The sequence below is a fragment of the Pseudomonas sp. p106 genome, from assembly GCF_003936645.1.
In the GTDB taxonomy this organism is placed as follows: domain Bacteria; phylum Pseudomonadota; class Gammaproteobacteria; order Pseudomonadales; family Pseudomonadaceae; genus Aquipseudomonas; species Aquipseudomonas putida_E.
The window spans coordinates 187,172-203,721 of sequence record NZ_RHQR01000004.1; the positions used below are offsets into that span (position 1 = coordinate 187,172).

A 16,550-nucleotide genomic window follows, 5' to 3' on the forward strand; every position below is an offset into this window, starting at 1 on the left:
GTATGCGCTATTTGCTGATTTTGCTTCTGGGCTGCTTGCCCGTGCTGGCCACTGCGGTCGATTTCGACGACACCACCCGGTACCTTTCGCTGGGCAGCACCATGCAGGTCTATGAAGACCGCGAGGGCAGCGCCAGCATCGCCCAGGTTACCGCGCCCACCTTCGCCAAGCGTTTTCGCCTGCACCGTGAACAAGTGCTGAATGCCGGCTATTCGACTTCGGTGTTCTGGCTCAAGGTCGATTTGCGCTACCTGGCCTCGGCCAACCCCGCACCGCGCCAATGGTTGCTGGAGCTGGCGTACCCGCCGCTGGATCACCTCGAGCTCTATCTGCCGGGCGCCGATGGTACCTACCGCCTGGCACAGCGTACCGGCGATGCCTTGCCCTACGACAGCCGGCAGATCCGCCAGAACAACTACCTGTTCGAACTGCCGCTGCAGCCCAATCAGGCGACCACCGTCTACCTGCGCCTGCACAGCCAGGGCTCGGTGCAGGCGCCGTTGGCGCTGTGGTCTGCCGAGGCCTACATGGAAGAGCAGCCCACGCGCCTGTATGTACTGGGGATGATCTACGGGGTGTTGCTGGTGATGCTGGTGTACAACCTGTTCATCTTCCTCAGCGTTCGGGACGTCAGTTACCTCTACTACATCCTCTATATTGCCTCGTTCGGCCTCTACCAGGTGTCGGTCAACGGCGCAGGGGTGGCGTACTTCTGGCCGAACAGCCCCTGGTGGGCGAATGCCGCCACGCCCTTGTTCATTGGTGCTGCCGGCTTGTTCGGTTGCCAGTTCGCCCGCCACTTCCTGCGCCTGGGCACGATCAGCCGAGGGTTCGATCGGCTGCTGCAACTGTTGATGCTCGGGGCAGTGCTGGTGATGCTGCTGGCGGTGAGCATGCCCTATGGCATTGCCTTGCGCATGGCCACTGTGCTGGCCCTGCTGTTCACCGTCAGCATTTTCACTGCGGGGCTATACGCCTGGGTGCGCGGTCTGCGCGTGGCTCGCTGGTTCATCATTGCCTGGACGGCGTTCCTGCTGGGCGGGCTGGTCAATACCCTGATGGTGCTGGGGTACCTGCCCAATGTGTTCCTGACCATGTATGCCAGCCAGCTCGGTGCGGCGCTGGAAGTGGCGTTGTTGTCCCTGGCCCTGGCCGACCGTATCAACAGCATGCGCGAACAACAGGCGCAGACCCTGCGTGATACCGGGCGGACACTGGAACAACTGAACCAGCAGCTGGCCAGGAGCAACCACCTCAAGGATGAATTCCTCGCCACGATCACCCATGAACTGCGCACCCCGATGAACGGTGTTATCGGCTCGCTGGAGCTGATGCACACGTTGCCGCTGAGCGCCGAGATGGCCCAGTACCATCGCACGGCGGTGGGCTCTGCGCAGAACATGATGGACATGGTCGACGATATTCTTACCCTCACCGAGCTGCAGGCAGGTCGCCTGCGCGCGCAGCCAGTGCCGTTCAGCTTGCGCCGCACGCTTCAGGACCTGCGTGCCGGCTATGCTGGAACCGCCCTTGGCAAAGGGCTGTACCTGAGCCTGGACATTCCCGCAGAGCTGCCGGACGAACTGCTTGGCGATGCGCATAAGTTGACGCGCTGCCTGGGTTGCCTGGTGGACAATGGCCTGAAGTTCACCCACCAGGGCGGTGTGATGGTTCAGGTGCGCGGCCGTCGGCTTGGGCCCGACAGCCTGGCGCTGACCTTCACCGTCAGTGACAGCGGCATCGGCTTCGATGACCTGGACCAGGCGATCCTGTATCAGCGCTTCTTCCAGGTCGATGGCTCGATGACCCGGCGCTACGGTGGCCTGGGCATCGGCCTGTCGATCTGCCGGCAGTTGGGCGAGGTGCTGGGGGGCACGTTGATGCATGAGTCTACGCGGGGGTTGGGCAGCCGTTTCGAGTTGACGCTGAATGTGGCGATAGCGCAGGTGCAGGTAACGGCGGGCAGGGCGGCTTCGGGGGTTACCCGGTTCTGAAGGCTGCCGGGCGCATGCCACGATGGTGTGCGTTGCCACCTGTTTAGTCATTATTGTCACTTTGACTGGCCCACAGGGAGTGCTTCACTGGGACTTTCATGCATACCCGGCCCCAGGAGCTCCCGATGAACCTGCACCAGTACGCTGAAACCCACGAAGTCACCAATCAGCCACCGTCCCTCGACGGCGCCAACCTGTACCGCCTGGACCTGCCACTGCAGGAGTGGTCGCGGCGTTTCGGTGCCGGCTGGGCCGAATCGCGGATCGATGCCTACGGTGCCTTGGCCGGTGGGCCCCTGATGGCCGCAGGCTTTCTGGCCAACGCGCACAAACCAGCGTTCAGCAGCCATGACCGTTACGGGCACCGCATCGACCTGGTGGAGTTCCACCCCGCCTACCACGAGCTGATGCGTACGGCCGTCGAACACGGCCTGCCGTCGTTGCCCTGGGCCGAGCCGCGCCTCGGCGCCCATGTAGCCCGGGCATCGATGACTTACCTGCACAGCCAGGCAGAAGCCGGTACCGGTTGCCCGCTGACCATGACCTTTGCCGCTGTCCCCGCACTCAGGTTGCAGCCTGAGCTGGCCGAGTACTGGTTGCCGAAGATTCTCGCCCGCGAGTACGACCCCCGCAACGTCGGCGATCAGCACAAGGCGGGCGTGACCATCGGCATGGCCATGACAGAAAAGCAGGGCGGTACCGATGTACGCGCCAACACCACCCGCGCCTATCCTGTCGGCAGCCCGGGGCCGGGCCAGGCCTACGAGCTGGTTGGGCATAAATGGTTCTGTTCGGCGCCGATGTGCGACGCCTTCCTGACACTGGCGCAGACCGACAAAGGCTTGAGCTGTTTCCTGTTGCCACGCCATCGCCCGGATGACAGCCGTAACCAGTTCTACATCCAGCGCCTGAAGAACAAGCTTGGCAACAGCTCCAATGCTTCCAGCGAAGTGGAACTGCGTGGCGCTCTGGCCTGGATGGTCGGCGAGGAGGGGCGGGGAGTGCCAACCATCATCGAGATGGTGGCCATGACCCGCTTCGACTGCATGGTCGGCTCAAGCGCCCTGATGCGCCAGGCCTTGACCCAGGCCAGTCACCACTGCGCGCACCGCAAGGTCGGCGGCCGGCTGCTGAGCGAGCAGCCGCTGATGCAGAACGTGCTGGCCGATCTGGCACTGGAAAGCGAAGCGGCCCTGGCCTTGAGCCTGCGCATGGGGCAAGCGCTGGAGCAACTCGATGATCCGCAGCAGGCGCACTTCGCCCGGTTGGTCACGGCGGTGGGCAAGTACTGGATCTGCAAGCGCGCGCCCGCGATGATCAACGAAGCTGCCGAATGCCTGGGCGGCGCCGGTTATGTCGAGGACAGCATCCTGCCGCGCTTGTACCGCGAAGCACCGGTCAATTCCACTTGGGAGGGGTCGGGCAACGTCCAGTGCCTGGACGTACTGCGTGCCTTGTCCAAGGAGCCGGGTGTGCTCGACGCGCTGTTCGCTGAACTGGGCGATGGCCATGGCGATCCACGGCTGGCGGCGCACATCGGCAATCTCAAGGGCGCGTTCGCCGACACGGGCGACATTCAGTATCGTGCCCGGCAGCTGACCGAGGACATCGCCCTGGCCCTGCAGGCCAAGCTGTTGCTGGAAGCGGGCAACACCTCAGTCAGCGATGCCTTCATCGGCAGCCGGCTGGCCGGCGGCGGCCGCGTTTACGGGGCATTGCCGCGCGGCGCCGATGTCCAGGCGCTGGTGGCACGGGCCACGCCGGTCTGGCCCGGCTGACAGGGGGTGTTTTTACCGGCGAAGGCAGGCAAGATGGCTGACATGCATGTCCAGACAGGAAGCACAGTGTGAGCCAAGCCTTTGTAGTCGTTGATACCCCCGAACAGGCCGTCGACCGTCTGGCGGCCTTGCATGAACAGGCCACCGGGGCCCTCAGCCAGGCCCTCAAGCGTTACCTGAAGGACCGCACCGAGCCGGACGCCGACGAGCGCGCCGTTTACCGCTACCCGGCCTTGCGCCTGACCTATTACAGCCACGGCGAAGTCGCCGCCACCACCCGTGCCTATGCCAAGGTACAGGTGGCGGGCACCTACAGCGTCACAGTCACCCAGCCTGCGGCATTTAGGGGTTATCTGCTCGAGCAGTTGCGCCCCTTGATGCACGACTACACCGTGACCGTCGAGGTAGGCGTCAGCGAGCAGAACATCCCGTACCCTTACGTGGTCGACCAGGGCGATGAACTGGCGGGCAGCGGCATCACTGCCGCCGAGCTGGCACGGGTATTCCCCAGTACCGACCTGTCCGCCGCCACCGACAACATCGCCGACGGGCTGTGTGACTGGGGCAGTGCCGAAACCCTCCCGCTGGCGCTGTTCGACGCCGCCCGCGTGGACTTCTCGCTGCGCCGCCTGGTGCATTACACCGGCAGCGACTGGCGCCATGTGCAGCCTTGGATCCTGCTGACCAACTACCACCGTTATGTCGACCAGTTCATCAGCCATGGCCTTGAACAGCTGCGTGACGACCCGCGTTTCGTGCGCATGGTGCTGCCGGGCAACGTGGCGATCGAAAAGGGCATGGACCATGGTGAGGCCCAGGCCCTGGTGGCCAGCGTGGTCTGGCACCGCTATCAGATGCCGGCGTATCACCTGATCGCCGCTGACGGTGATGGTGTCACCCTGGTCAACATCGGCGTCGGCCCGTCCAACGCCAAGAACATCACCGACCACCTGGCCGTGCTGCGTCCGCATTGCTGGCTGATGATCGGCCACTGTGGGGGCCTGCGTCAGTCGCAGACCATCGGGGACTATGTGCTGGCGCACGCTTACATGCGCCGCGACGGTATCCTTGACCGGGTGGTGCCGCCGAACATCCCGATCCCGGCCCTGGCCGAGGTGCAACTGGCGTTGCAGGAGGCGGCAGCCCAGGTTACCGGCGAGCGGGGCGAGGAATTGAAGAAGCGCCTGCGCACCGGCACCGTGCTGACATACGACGACCGTAACTGGGAGCTGCGCTGGGCCCAGGAACGGCCGCTGATCAACCTGTCGCGGGCCGTGGCGGTAGACATGGAGAGCGGCACCATCGCCGCCCAGGGTTATCGCCTGCGAGTGCCATATGGCACCTTGCTGTGTGTGTCCGACAAACCGCTGCACAGCGAAATCAAGCTGCCTGGGTCGGCCAACGCCTTCTACAACCGCGCGGTCAGCCAGCACTTGAAGATCGGTATCGCCGCCCTCGACCTGCTGCGCACCGAGCTCAATTCGCTGCACTCGCGTAAACTGCGCAGCTTCGATGAGCCGCCGTTCCGCTGAGGATCCATGCCACTGCCACCCCGTTCCAAGCCGCGCCACCCCAAGGCGCGGCCTGCCGGCCCAAAGCGCCAGCCCAAGGCGCCACCGGCCGAGCCTCGCCTGATCCTGTTCAACAAGCCATTCGATGTGCTTACCCAGTTCAGCGAGAGCGATGGCCGTGCCACGCTCAAGGATTACATCGATATTCCTGGCATTTACCCGGCCGGGCGGCTGGACCGTGACAGTGAAGGTTTGCTGCTGCTGACCAACGACGGCGGTTTGCAGGCGCGCATCGCCGACCCCAGGCACAAGCTGGCCAAGACGTACTGGGTGCAGGTGGAAGGCGAACCGAACGATGAGCAGCTAAAGCGGTTGCGCGAAGGCGTGGAGCTCAATGACGGGCCGACCTTGCCTGCCGAAGCACGGCGCCTCGATGAGCCTGAGCTGTGGCCGCGCAACCCGCCGGTACGCTTTCGCAAGAGCGTGCCGACCAGTTGGCTGGAGCTGGTGATTCGCGAGGGGCGTAACCGCCAGGTGCGGCGCATGACAGCGGCGGTGGGCTTGCCGACTTTGCGCCTGGTGCGGGTGCGGATCGGTGATTGGGCGCTGGATGGGCTGGAGCAGGGGTGTTGGCGCGAGGTGCCGGCCAAGCTGTAATGCTCGCTGGCTTCATCGCCGGCAAGCCGGCCCCCACAGAAAATGCGCAGGCCTTGGCATTTGTGGGCGCCGCCTTGCCGGCGATGCGGCTTGAGAGGGCGCTACACCCCTTCCAGAAACCCCACGACCACGGTCTTGATGATAAAGGCCAGCACCCCCAGCCCCAGCACGAAGAACAGGATCATCGTGCCAAAGCGCCCGGCCTTGGATTTCTTTGCCAAGTCCCAGACGATGAAGCCCATGAAACCGATCAGCACGGTGACCAGGATGATCATCATCCATTCTTCAAATACAGCCGGATCCATCTGTGTGTTCTCCAGGCAAGCTCAGCAGCCAATCAACGAAGGTGGGTCAGGGGCAGTTCGGTACTCGCCAGCACCTGATTGAGCACGAAGCTCGAGCGCACGCTGGTGACGCCTTCGATGCGGGTCAGGCTGCCCAATAGCAGTTTCTGGTAGTGATCCATGTCCGGTACCACCACCTTGAGCTGATAGTCGGCATCCATGCCGGTTACAAGGCTGCATTCGAGCACCTGTGGCAAGTTGCGGATGGCTGCCTCGAAGGTCTCGAAGCGCTCCGGGGTGTGCCGGTCCATGCCGATCAGCACGTAAGCCGTCAGGCTCAGGCCAAGCTTTTTGCGGTCGAGCAGGGCGACTTGCCGTGAGATATAGCCGTCGTCTTCCAGTTGCTTGACCCGACGAGAGCAGGGTGAGGGCGACAGGCCAATGCGTTCGGCCAGCTCCTGGTTGGAAATGCGCGCATCGCGCTGCAATTCGGCGAGGATGCTCAGGTCGTAGCGGTCAAGCTTGCTCATGGAAAAGGCCTTTTCTGATCAGATTGCGGTGAATTATCGATCCAGGGTTAAAAATTGCGCAAGTGCTATTTATCTGAGCAATCTTCGCAATCCGCTGCCGCCCCCTGTCCCGTATCTTTATCAACAGAATCACTGCCCGGACATCAGTCCACGGCGACGCGCCCTAGGCGGGCGGTCGCGGCCAGCCATCCAACAGGATCCGCCAGGCCCCCGGGCTACGTACCTCCACAAGAGCGTATGAGGTGAGCCGGCACCACAAGTGCCGAGCACGGACGACAATTCTTAAAGGGAGGCCTCAAGGCCTCCCTTTTTTCATGGCCGCGATTTCATCTGTTTGTCCGTTACAGGCACGGTAGACTGGCAGCGTGCCGTTATCTTGACCGTGAGGAACAACATGAAGTCGCGCATCTGGCAGTTGGCAGGTGTTGGTTTGCTTGGCGTGAGCATCTGCCTGGGGGCGATGGCCCAGGGCCCTGACGACGGGCATGGTGGCAATGGCCGGCAGGATCCCAACGGTAGTTACGAAGGCCGTTCGCCGCTCAACTCGCGCGATGAAGTGCACCAGACCCAGCCCGCCCGCCAGGGCTACTACCAGGATATTCCCCGGCGCAATGCCGATTACCGGCACTGGGAGGCTGGCGGCCCTGGTCAACGGCCTGGTGGCGACTGGCAGGGGCGGCCGGATGGCCATGGCAATGGTTGGGGGCCGGGGCCGCAGTATCGTCCGGGGCACAGCATCGACCATTTCCCGGACCGCTACTGGAAAGTGCCGTACCGTGGGCAGGACTATTTCTACTCAGGTGGTTACTGGTACCGCCCGCAGGGCGGCAGCTACATCGTGGTAGCTCCGCCTTACGGGGTGCGGGTCGGCTACCTGCCATCCTATGCACGTGAAGTGTGGGTGGGGGGTGCCTTGCTCTTCCTGGTGGCCGATACGTATTACCAGTACCTGGCAGACAGCCAGGAGTACGTGGTGGTCAGCCCGCCCGCGGTTGCACCGGCACCGGTGCCCGTGGCGCAAGCCCCCTCAGGCAACGCATACGATGTGGTGGCCTACCCGATGCATGGGCAAGGCCAGGAGCAGCAGGACCAGGACCGCTACCAGTGTCACCGTTGGGCGGTGAGCCAGTCCAACTTCGACCCTGCAACCGCCCCCAGCGCACCGCCGGCCAATGTTGCAGACAACTACCGGCGGGCGCTGGGGGCGTGTTTCAGTGGCCGGGGCTACAGTATCAATTGAGCCTCAGACGGGGTCGGCATGCACCATCACATCGGCCTGTGGATAACGCTGGCGGATGACTTCAGAGGCCTGGACGCACAGGGCATGTGCTTCGTGCAACGGCAACTGGCCCGGCAGCTCCAGATGCAGTTGCACGAACCACTGATTGCCCGACACCCTGGTGCGCAGGTCATGCACCCCCTTGACCCCGGCGATGCCCAGCACCAGTTCGACCATGCCCTCGCCGATGTCACCGGGCAGTTCCTTGTCCATCAGGATTGCCGTGCTTTCCCGGGCGATCTGCAGTGCGCTCCACAGGATGTACAGCGCGATACCCAGGCCAAACAGCGCATCCAGCTGTGGCCAGCCGTAGCGCGCCAGCAGCAAGGCCAGCAGGATGCTGCCGTTTAGCAGCAGGTCAGAGCGATAATGCAGCGAGTCGGCACGCACCGCCGTTGAGCCTGTCACACGTACCACCTTGCGTTGCAGCGCCAGCAAGGCCAGCGTCAGCACCAGCGACAGCAGCATCACGCCGATACCGATTGCAGTATCACCCAAGGGCTGTGGCGATTGCAGGCGCTCGGCGGCCTGAACCCCGATCAGTACCGCACTCACGCCGATGAACACTGCCTGGGCCATGCCTGCCAAGGCTTCTGCCTTGCCGTGGCCGAAGCGATGGTCATCATCAGCCGGGCGTAGCGCATAGTGCACTGCGAGCAGGTTGAGGAACGAGGCGACCGCGTCCAGCGCCGAATCGGTCAGCCCGGCCAGCAGGCTGACCGAGCCACTCAGCCACCAGGCCACGGCCTTGCTCAGCACGAGGATGCTGGCCACCGCGAGCGAGGCGCGGGTGGCCAGGCGTAGCAGGCGCTGGTGTTCAGCCGAGGTGATCATGCCGAGGGTGGTTTCCTTGCAGGTTTCAGGCTGTCGGCACCAGGCCGAACGCTGCCAGTTGCTCGACGCTGCCGCGATGCTGGATCAACCGCGGGTCGTCCAGCGGCAGGCGCTGGCCCAGTTCGCTTTCGAGAATGGCCTGCAGCTTGAGGTTGTCGACCTTGCCATCGGGCTTGATGGCTTCGCGCAGTTTCTCTGGCGCTACTTGTGCCGTGGTGCCCCCAGGGTAGTAGATGGCACCTGTGGCGAAGTCGACGCCAAAGGCAATCAGGCCTGGGATCACGTAGAACAGGATGCCGATGGCATCGAGGGCGACGATTACCGGGTCGACCTTGCCCTCGATCTGCCCGCGGCGTTCGGGGTAGAACAGTGTGCCGCAGGCCGTCAGCTGGGTCAGCAAGGTGGCGATGAGGGCGCCACCGATGACGCGGGATGGGATGCGCATTTGAATCTCCGAAGAAAGTTGCCACAAGGTGGGGCGATACGCCGGCACCTGATGCTAAGACCATGATAGAGCAGGCTGGGTTCGCCGTTATACTCGCCAGACTGTTCGAGGACCACCATGATTTCCTTACCGATCGATGCTGCCCTGCCGGCTTTGCGCCATGCCTTGGAAAACCGTCACGAAGCGGTGCTCGAGGCGCCGCCCGGCGCAGGCAAGACCACCCGTGTACCGCTGGCACTGTTGAATGAAGCCTGGCTGGCCGGGCAGACCATCGTGATGCTGGAGCCGCGCAGGTTGGCGGCGCGTGCGGCGGCCGAACGGCTGGCCAGCGAGCTGGGCGAAAAAGTCGGCGAAACCGTGGGTTACCGCATTCGCCTGGACAGCAAGGTCGGGCCCAATACCCGTATCGAAGTGGTCACCGAAGGTATCCTGACCCGCCGGTTGCAGGCAGACCCTGCGCTGGAGGGGGTAGGGCTGCTGATCTTCGATGAGTTTCACGAGCGCAGCCTGGATGCCGACCTGGCCCTGGCGCTGAGTCTCAATGGCCGGGAACTGCTGCGCGACGATCCGCCGCTGAAAATTCTGCTGATGTCCGCAACCCTGGAGGGCGAGCGCCTGTCCCGGCTGCTCGACGACGCGCCGGTGATCAGCAGCGAAGGCCGCATGTACCCGGTTGATATTCGTTGGGGCCGGCCGTTCCAGCCTGGGGAATTCATCGAGCCACGGGTGGTGGACAGCGTGCTGCAGGCCTTGGCCGATCAACCCGGCAGTGTGCTGGTGTTCCTCCCAGGCCAGGCTGAGATCCGCAGGGTTCACCAACGTTTGCAGGAATCATTGGCCGAGCGCCCGGACATTCTGCTGTGCCCCTTGCATGGCGAACTCGACCTCAATGCCCAGCGTGCCGCCATCGATCCGGCGCCCCAGGGCCTGCGCAAGGTCGTGCTGGCCACAAACATCGCCGAGACCAGCCTGACCATCGACGGCGTGCGCGTGGTCATCGATGCCGGCCTTGCCCGGGTACCGCGTTTCGACCCCGGCAGCGGCATGACGCGCCTGGACACCCAACGCATCTCCCGTGCCAGCGCCACCCAGCGGGCTGGCCGTGCCGGGCGCCTGGAGCCGGGCGTGTGCTACCGCTTGTGGTCAGAGGCGCAGCACGACCAGCTGGCAGCGCATGGCAGTGCCGAAATCCTCCAGGCAGACCTTGCTGGCCTGGCGCTGCAACTTGGCCGATGGGGTGTTGCGCCTGACCAGTTGCGTTGGCTGGACCAGCCTCCAGCGGCGGCATTTTCCCAGGCGCAGGACCTGCTGGCGCGGCTTGGCGCTTTCAAGCTGGGCAGCCGCGACAACCTCAGTGAACACGGCCAGGCCATGGCCGAGCTTCCGGCTCACCCGCGTATCGCTCACCTGCTGCTGCGCGGCCAGGACCTGGGCTTGGCCGCGATGGCTTGCGATGTTGCCGCCTTGTTGGGCGAGCGCGACAGCCAGCGCGCAGGTGGCGCCGACCTGCATGACCGGCTGGCGCTGATCAGCGGTGACAGCAAGGCCAGCCGTGGCGGCCAGGGCGGTGTGCAGCGTGCCCGGCAGTTGGCCCGCCAGTATCGGGGGCTGTTGCGCGGCAAGGCCGGTGCGGCGGTTGCCGATCCCGAGCATCCACGCTGGCTCGGCGCCCTGCTGGCGTTGGCTTATCCCGACCGGGTTGCCCAGCAGCGTCGCGAGGGCGGGGCCGAGTATCGCCTGGCCAACGGCCGTGCCGCGTTGTTCGCCGAGGCCGATGCGCTGATGAAATGCCCGTGGTTGGTCATCGCCGACCTGGGCAGCCGCCAGGGGCAGCGGGAAGAGCGGATTTACCTGGCTGCCGAATTCGACCCGGCGCTGCTCGACGATGTGCTGGCCGAACAGGTCGAGCGCGTCGACATTCTCGACTGGGACGAGCGCGAGCAGGTGTTACGTGCCGAGCGTCAGACCAAGGTCGGCGAACTGGTACTCAGCCGTGAACCGTTGCCTGGGCTGGATGATGACGCCCGCGCCAGGGCACTGCTAGGCCTGGTGCGGCGCAAGGGCCTGAACCTGCTGAGCTGGACGCCAGAGCTACGCCAGTGGCAGGCGCGAATAGCGCTGTTGCGCCAGCTTGACCTGGAAAAAGACGGCCACAGCGAGTGGCCCGACCTGGGCGATGAGGCGCTGCTGGCCAGCCTGGAGCACTGGCTGCAGCCTTATCTGGGCAAAGTGTCCCGGCTGAGCCATTTCGCCGCCCTCGACCTGCCTTCGATCTTGCGTAATCTGTTGCCCTGGCCGCTGCCCCAGCGCCTGGACGAATGGGCGCCCGCGCACCTGGCTGTGCCGTCGGGCTCCAGTATCCGCCTCGACTACAGTGAAAACCCGCCGATCCTCGCCGTGCGCCTGCAAGAGCTGTTCGGCCTGGCTGACACGCCGCGCATCGCCCAAGGTCGCCAGCAGGTCAAGCTGCACCTGCTGTCGCCAGCGCGCCGGCCAGTGCAGGTGACGCAGGACTTGGCCAACTTCTGGCGCACCACTTATGCAGAGGTGAAGAAGGACCTCAAGGGTAGATACCCCAAGCATTACTGGCCGGACGACCCGCTGGTGGCGGAGGCCACCGCGCGGGCCAAACCGCGCGGTACCTGACTGGGAGGCAGTTCAGGCGTCGCTCTTGCTTTCCAGCAGCATGAACAGGCGATACAGCACCACGGTACTGAACAACTGCAGGAAGCCGAGCAGGCTGGCCATGGCCAGCTCCAGGGCGGGTGCAGGCTCGGGGAAGGCGATCAGCAGCAGCCCGTCAATCAGCCAGATCGGTGCGAGCACGGCAAGTACGCAGAGCATGATGCGCATGAAGTGCCCGGTGGTCATGCGTGCGCTTTCGCGCATCGACTGCACCACCGGCAGGCCGCGCAGCACCAGCAGATACTCGGCGAACACCAGGTTGATCATGATCCATACCCCCGGGAAGACCAGCAGCGCCAGGCCCGCCATGATCAGCAGCGAACTGATCATGATCAGCAGTGCCAATTGCGGCCATAGCTGCATGGCGCGGGCAAATAGGTCGCGTTTGGGGATGTCCTGGCCGTTGCTGCGGGTGTCGAGGTAAAGAATCAGCGCTGCACTGTAAAGCGGGTAGAACAGCAGGCTCACCAGCATGCTGTAGGCCGGTGATGCCTGGTCGCCCAACTGCTGGTACAACAGTTGGGTTACCAGGGCTTCGAGTACGACCAGCGGCAAGCACAGCGGGATGATGTTTGCCAGGTGGCGGCGGAAGAAGTAGAGGGAGTCGCGCAAAACGCTCAGCGGATTCATCGGTCAACATCGCATGGCAGTAAAAGCAGGGGCCTAACTTTAGCCCAGAGCAGTCAATTGCTGAAAAAAGTTTCACCAGGCCAGTGATTGAATCCGCCGCCTGCGCGCCCCATCTTTGACACGTCCGATGTCCCGCTTCCCACGAGGTAGCCCATGAACACTGAAGAACAAACCCTGATCGATGGCCTGTTTGGCCGCATCAAACAAGCCGAAGACCCCAGCCAGCCGCGTGATGCACAGGCCCAGGCGCGCATCGAGGAACACCTGCGCGAGCAGCCGGCGGCGCCTTACTACATGGCCCAGGCAATCCTGGTACAGGAGGCTGCGCTCAAGCGCCTGGACGAACAGAACAAGCAACTGGAAGCAGAGCTCAAACAGGCTCGTGCCCAGGTCGAGGCTTCCCGCACCAGCAGCACCAGCAGTGGTGGCTTCCTCTCCAGCATCTTTGGCGCCAGTGGGCGTAATCCGCAGCCTGCCCAACCATCACAGCAGCCCCAGCGGCCTGCCACGCCGGTCGCGTCGGCAGGCGGTTGGCGTGAGCCGAGTGCCCCGGGCTTCTCCCAGCCGCAGGCTGCGCAACCTGGTTTCGGCGCCGCGCCGGCTCGGGGTGGTGCCAGCAGCTTCCTGGGTGGTGCGATGCAGACCGCTGCCGGTGTGGCCGGTGGTGTGTTGCTGGCACAAGGCATCAGCAGCCTGTTCAACCACCACTCGCAGCCGGAAGAGGTGGTCGAGGTGATCAAGGAAGAACCGGCCCCGGCCAGTGATACCGCTGGCTGGAACGACGAGGGCGCGCAGCCGCAGGTGGCCGACAATGGTGGCTGGGGCGCTGACCAGGGTGGTTTCGCTGACAGCGATTATGGCAGCGATGATGGCGGCTTCTTCTCGGACGACGACACCTTCGTCTGATCGGTCTGGCATACTGCTGGCATTTTCGGGGGCGCGTTGCGCCCCTTCAGCCGAGGGTATGTAGTGAAGAAAATCGCACTGTTCGCCGATGTGCAGAACCTCTACTACACCGTGCGCCAGGCCCATGGCTGTCACTTCAACTACACCGCGCTGTGGTCTGAAGTCAGCCGCGAGGGTGAGATCGTCGAGGCCGTGGCGTATGCCATCGACCGTGGGGACAGCAAACAGCAGCAGTTCCAGCAGATCCTGCGCAACCTTGGTTTCGATGTGCGCCTCAAGCCGTTCATCCAGCGCAGCGATGGTTCGGCCAAAGGTGACTGGGATGTGGGGATAACCCTGGATGTGATCGATGCAGCCAGCCGTGTCGATCAGGTCGTACTGGCTTCGGGCGATGGTGATTTCGACCTGCTGCTGGAGCGGGTGATACAGCGTCATGGCGCCGAGGCGGTGGTCTACGGTGTGCCGGGGTTGACCGCCATGTCGCTGATCCGAGCGGCCAGCCGCTATGTGCCGATCGAAGGGCGTCTGTTGTTGAAGCATTGAGGCTCGGCGGCGCTTGATTGCCATTGCGCCGGATACCCAGCCATTACGCAAATTGTGCCGCCCAATTAATCCGGTTTTGTAACTTAATTTTGGCGGCGAGGCTCCCTAAACTCATTTCCCCGTAAACGGATTTCGAGTTTTGCCATGCCTGCCTCCCGCCGCTTCCCGTTATTGCTGATTGGTGCCTTTCTGGCCTTGTACCTGGTCTGGGGCTCGACCTACCTGTTCATTCGCATCGGTGTGGAGTCCTGGCCGCCGATGCTGATGGCCGGGGTGCGATTCCTTATCGCCGGGGGCCTGCTCTATGGGTTTTTGCGCTGGCGCGGGGTGCCGGCACCGACCTGGCCGCAATGGCGTGCAGCAGGGGCCGTCGGTTTTCTGCTGCTCAGTTGCGGCAATGGCGGCGTGACGGTTGCAGAGCATGCTGGCGTTGCCTCTGGCGTCGCTGCGCTGGCGGTGGCTACGGTTCCGCTGTTTACCTTGGTGTTTGGCCTGCTGTTCGGCCATCGCAATTCGCGCCTGGAGTGGGCGGGCATCTTCCTTGGGCTGGTTGGCATCGGCCTGCTCAACCTCGGCTCTAACTTGCAGGCCAGCCCCATCGGTGCGGCGCTGATCCTGTTTGCGGCTGCCGCGTGGGCGTTCGGGTCGGTCTGGAGCAAGAGCCTGCCGTTACCCCAAGGCCCCATGGCCAGTGCGGCCCAGATGCTGGTCGGTGGTGCGGTATTGCTGCTGGGCAGCGCCCTGTCGGGTGAGCGCCTGACTCAGATGCCCACTGCGGCAGGCTGGGGCGCATTGGCTTATCTGGTCTTGTTCGGCTCTATCCTGGCATTCAGCGCCTACATGTACCTGCTCAAGCATGTGCGCCCGGCGGCGGCCACCAGCTACGCCTATGTCAACCCGGCGGTTGCAGTGTTGCTTGGTATCGTCTTTGCCGGCGAGCAGATCGGCGCAGAGGAATGCCTGGCGATGGCGGTGATCATCAGTGCCGTGGTGCTGATCGGCCTGCCGCAGTGGCGCAGGCCGGCGCAGCCCACTGCATCGCTCGAGGGCGAAACCTGCAAGTAGGCCGGGGTGTTGCGGTAAACTTGCCGCCTTCGCTGAACCCCCTGACGGTATTGCCATGAATTTCGCCAAACTCGGCCTGATCGAACCGTTGCTGCGTACCCTGCAGCAGCTGGACTACACCACCCCGACCCCGGTTCAGGCCCAGGCCATCCCCGCCGTGCTGGCCGGCCGCGACCTGATGGCCGCAGCCCAGACCGGCACCGGCAAGACTGCCGGTTTTGCGCTGCCTGTGCTGCAGCGCCTTGCCCTGGAAGGGGAAAAGGTCGCCAGCAACTCGATCCGTGCGCTGGTGTTGGTACCGACCCGCGAATTGGCCGAGCAGGTGCACAACAACGTGCGCGAATACGCCGAAAACCTGCCGCTCAGCACTTACGCGGTGTATGGCGGGGTCAGCATCAACCCGCAAATGATGCGCCTGCGTCGTGGCGTCGACCTGCTGGTGGCCACCCCGGGGCGCTTGCTCGACCTGTTCCGCCAGAACGCGGTGAAGTTCAACCAGGTGCAGACCCTGGTGCTCGACGAAGCCGACCGCATGCTCGACCTGGGTTTTGCCGAAGAGCTGCAGTCGGTATACGCGGCCCTGCCGCGCAAGCGCCAGACGCTGCTGTTTTCCGCTACTTTCTCCGACCAGATCCGCATGCTGGCAGGGCTGGCGCTCAATGACCCGCTGAGCATCGAGGTCAGCCCGCGCAACGCGGCTGCCACCACGGTCAAGCAGTGGCTGGTGCCGGTGGACAAGAAGCGCAAGGTCGACCTGTTCTGCCACCTGCTGCGCAAGCAGCGCTGGAAGCAGGTACTGGTTTTTGCCAAGACTCGCAATGGCGTAGACCAGTTGGTCGAGCGGCTGCTGGGCGAGGGCGTGAACGCCGATGGCATTCACGGTGACCGCCCGCAAGCCACGCGCCAGCGCGCGCTGGACAGCTTCAAGGCCCGTGAGATCCAGGTACTGGTCGCCACCGACGTTGCCGCACGTGGCTTGGACATCGACGACCTGCCGTTGGTGGTCAACCTCGACCTGCCGATCGTGGCCGAGGATTATGTGCACCGTATCGGTCGCACGGGCCGTGCCGGCAATAAAGGCGAGGCGATCTCGCTGGTGTGCGCCGATGAAGTGCAGCAGTTGGCCACGATCGAGACGCTGATTCGCCAGACCTTGCCGCGCCATGAAGAACCGGACTTCATCCCCGATCACCGGGTGCCGATGACCGATGCCAGTGGCCAGGTGATCAAGAAGCCGAAAAAGCCCAAGAAGCCGAAAGAGAACAGTGCCAAGCGCGGGCTGGGGCGCTGGATGGACAGTGGCGACGAGGCTCCGGTCAAGTCGGTGCGCAAAGTGCCCAGCTTCAATACCGGGCCGAAGAAGCGCAAGCCTTGAGGTTTTGGGGCTGCTTTGCAGCCCTTTCGCGACA

General features: G+C 64.0%; 15 protein-coding genes. 10 read left to right on the forward strand and 5 right to left on the reverse strand.

Going from position 1 to position 16,550, the window contains the following annotated elements:
- Positions 1-2: 2 nt before the first annotated feature.
- The 4 genes from EGJ09_RS07155 to EGJ09_RS07170 all read left to right on the forward strand — a co-directional run bounded on the left by EGJ09_RS07155 (position 3) and on the right by EGJ09_RS07170 (position 5,940).
- Positions 3-1,994, forward strand: a complete 1,992-nt coding sequence (locus tag EGJ09_RS07155) for a hybrid sensor histidine kinase/response regulator (RefSeq protein ID WP_119688211.1) — start codon at positions 3-5, stop codon at positions 1,992-1,994.
- 125 nt (positions 1,995-2,119) lie between these two features.
- Positions 2,120-3,772, forward strand: a complete 1,653-nt coding sequence (locus tag EGJ09_RS07160) for an acyl-CoA dehydrogenase family protein (protein WP_125923514.1) — start codon at positions 2,120-2,122, stop codon at positions 3,770-3,772.
- 68 nt (positions 3,773-3,840) lie between these two features.
- On the forward strand, positions 3,841-5,304 hold the full coding sequence (amn, locus tag EGJ09_RS07165; RefSeq protein ID WP_046785144.1) for an AMP nucleosidase: 1,464 nt from the start codon (positions 3,841-3,843) through the stop codon (positions 5,302-5,304).
- 6 nt (positions 5,305-5,310) lie between these two features.
- The gene (locus EGJ09_RS07170) at positions 5,311-5,940 is read left to right on the forward strand and encodes a pseudouridine synthase (protein ID WP_125923515.1); all 630 of its coding nucleotides are present in this window, start codon (positions 5,311-5,313) and stop codon (positions 5,938-5,940) included.
- A 101-nt stretch (positions 5,941-6,041) separates the two neighbouring features.
- Here EGJ09_RS07170 and EGJ09_RS07175 read toward each other — a convergent pair whose 3' ends face one another.
- Positions 6,042-6,245 carry a DUF2788 domain-containing protein gene (locus EGJ09_RS07175; protein WP_012312580.1) on the reverse strand — a complete coding sequence of 68 codons (204 nt, stop codon included), beginning with the start codon at positions 6,243-6,245 and terminating at the stop codon, positions 6,042-6,044.
- Between the two features lie 32 nt (positions 6,246-6,277).
- Positions 6,278-6,754: an Lrp/AsnC family transcriptional regulator gene (locus EGJ09_RS07180; protein ID WP_003249795.1), complete on the reverse strand. Its 477-nt coding sequence runs from the start codon at positions 6,752-6,754 to the stop codon at positions 6,278-6,280.
- A gap of 394 nt (positions 6,755-7,148) precedes the next feature.
- Here EGJ09_RS07180 and EGJ09_RS07185 point away from each other — a divergent pair, with 394 nt between their 5' ends.
- Positions 7,149-7,994, forward strand: coding sequence for a DUF6515 family protein (locus tag EGJ09_RS07185; protein WP_125923516.1), 846 nt, complete (start codon positions 7,149-7,151; stop codon positions 7,992-7,994).
- A 3-nt stretch (positions 7,995-7,997) separates the two neighbouring features.
- Here EGJ09_RS07185 and EGJ09_RS07190 read toward each other — a convergent pair whose 3' ends face one another.
- Positions 7,998-8,867, reverse strand: coding sequence for a cation diffusion facilitator family transporter (locus EGJ09_RS07190; protein WP_012312582.1), 870 nt, complete (start codon positions 8,865-8,867; stop codon positions 7,998-8,000).
- A 25-nt stretch (positions 8,868-8,892) separates the two neighbouring features.
- A complete protein-coding gene (locus tag EGJ09_RS07195) occupies positions 8,893-9,312 on the reverse strand; it encodes a hypothetical protein (protein ID WP_012312583.1) in 420 nt (139 codons plus the stop codon).
- A 117-nt stretch (positions 9,313-9,429) separates the two neighbouring features.
- On the opposite strand from EGJ09_RS07195, the gene hrpB reads away from it, so the two are divergent.
- A complete protein-coding gene (gene hrpB / locus EGJ09_RS07200; RefSeq protein ID WP_125923517.1) occupies positions 9,430-11,958 on the forward strand; it encodes an ATP-dependent helicase HrpB in 2,529 nt (842 codons plus the stop codon).
- A 12-nt stretch (positions 11,959-11,970) separates the two neighbouring features.
- Here the strand turns inward: hrpB and EGJ09_RS07205 are convergent, their stop codons facing one another.
- Positions 11,971-12,627 carry a YciC family protein gene (locus tag EGJ09_RS07205; RefSeq protein WP_125923518.1) on the reverse strand — a complete coding sequence of 219 codons (657 nt, stop codon included), beginning with the start codon at positions 12,625-12,627 and terminating at the stop codon, positions 11,971-11,973.
- A 153-nt stretch (positions 12,628-12,780) separates the two neighbouring features.
- On the opposite strand from EGJ09_RS07205, the gene EGJ09_RS07210 reads away from it, so the two are divergent.
- From EGJ09_RS07210 to EGJ09_RS07225, 4 genes are all read left to right on the forward strand, one after another.
- On the forward strand, positions 12,781-13,533 hold the full coding sequence (locus EGJ09_RS07210; protein WP_125923519.1) for a DUF2076 domain-containing protein: 753 nt from the start codon (positions 12,781-12,783) through the stop codon (positions 13,531-13,533).
- A gap of 63 nt (positions 13,534-13,596) precedes the next feature.
- Positions 13,597-14,076, forward strand: a complete 480-nt coding sequence (locus EGJ09_RS07215; protein WP_012312588.1) for an NYN domain-containing protein — start codon at positions 13,597-13,599, stop codon at positions 14,074-14,076.
- Between the two features lie 144 nt (positions 14,077-14,220).
- Positions 14,221-15,141, forward strand: a complete 921-nt coding sequence (gene yedA / locus EGJ09_RS07220; RefSeq protein WP_125923520.1) for a drug/metabolite exporter YedA — start codon at positions 14,221-14,223, stop codon at positions 15,139-15,141.
- Between the two features lie 55 nt (positions 15,142-15,196).
- A complete protein-coding gene (locus tag EGJ09_RS07225) occupies positions 15,197-16,516 on the forward strand; it encodes a DEAD/DEAH box helicase (protein WP_012312590.1) in 1,320 nt (439 codons plus the stop codon).
- Positions 16,517-16,550: the final 34 nt, after the last annotated feature.

Bases quoted from the DNA above. Each gene is read 5' to 3' on its own strand.
- EGJ09_RS07155 (WP_119688211.1), top strand. From the start codon at position 3: ATGCGCTATTTGCTGATTTTGCTTCTGGGCTGCTTGCCCGTGCTGGCC.
- EGJ09_RS07160 (WP_125923514.1), top strand. From the start codon at position 2,120: ATGAACCTGCACCAGTACGCTGAAACCCACGAAGTCACCAATCAGCCA.
- EGJ09_RS07170 (WP_125923515.1), top strand. From the start codon at position 5,311: ATGCCACTGCCACCCCGTTCCAAGCCGCGCCACCCCAAGGCGCGGCCT.
- EGJ09_RS07175 (WP_012312580.1), bottom strand. From the start codon at position 6,245: ATGGATCCGGCTGTATTTGAAGAATGGATGATGATCATCCTGGTCACC.
- EGJ09_RS07180 (WP_003249795.1), bottom strand. From the start codon at position 6,754: ATGAGCAAGCTTGACCGCTACGACCTGAGCATCCTCGCCGAATTGCAG.
- EGJ09_RS07185 (WP_125923516.1), top strand. From the start codon at position 7,149: ATGAAGTCGCGCATCTGGCAGTTGGCAGGTGTTGGTTTGCTTGGCGTG.
- EGJ09_RS07190 (WP_012312582.1), bottom strand. From the start codon at position 8,867: ATGATCACCTCGGCTGAACACCAGCGCCTGCTACGCCTGGCCACCCGC.
- EGJ09_RS07195 (WP_012312583.1), bottom strand. From the start codon at position 9,312: ATGCGCATCCCATCCCGCGTCATCGGTGGCGCCCTCATCGCCACCTTG.
- hrpB (WP_125923517.1), top strand. From the start codon at position 9,430: ATGATTTCCTTACCGATCGATGCTGCCCTGCCGGCTTTGCGCCATGCC.
- EGJ09_RS07205 (WP_125923518.1), bottom strand. From the start codon at position 12,627: ATGAATCCGCTGAGCGTTTTGCGCGACTCCCTCTACTTCTTCCGCCGC.
- EGJ09_RS07210 (WP_125923519.1), top strand. From the start codon at position 12,781: ATGAACACTGAAGAACAAACCCTGATCGATGGCCTGTTTGGCCGCATC.
- yedA (WP_125923520.1), top strand. From the start codon at position 14,221: ATGCCTGCCTCCCGCCGCTTCCCGTTATTGCTGATTGGTGCCTTTCTG.
- EGJ09_RS07225 (WP_012312590.1), top strand. From the start codon at position 15,197: ATGAATTTCGCCAAACTCGGCCTGATCGAACCGTTGCTGCGTACCCTG.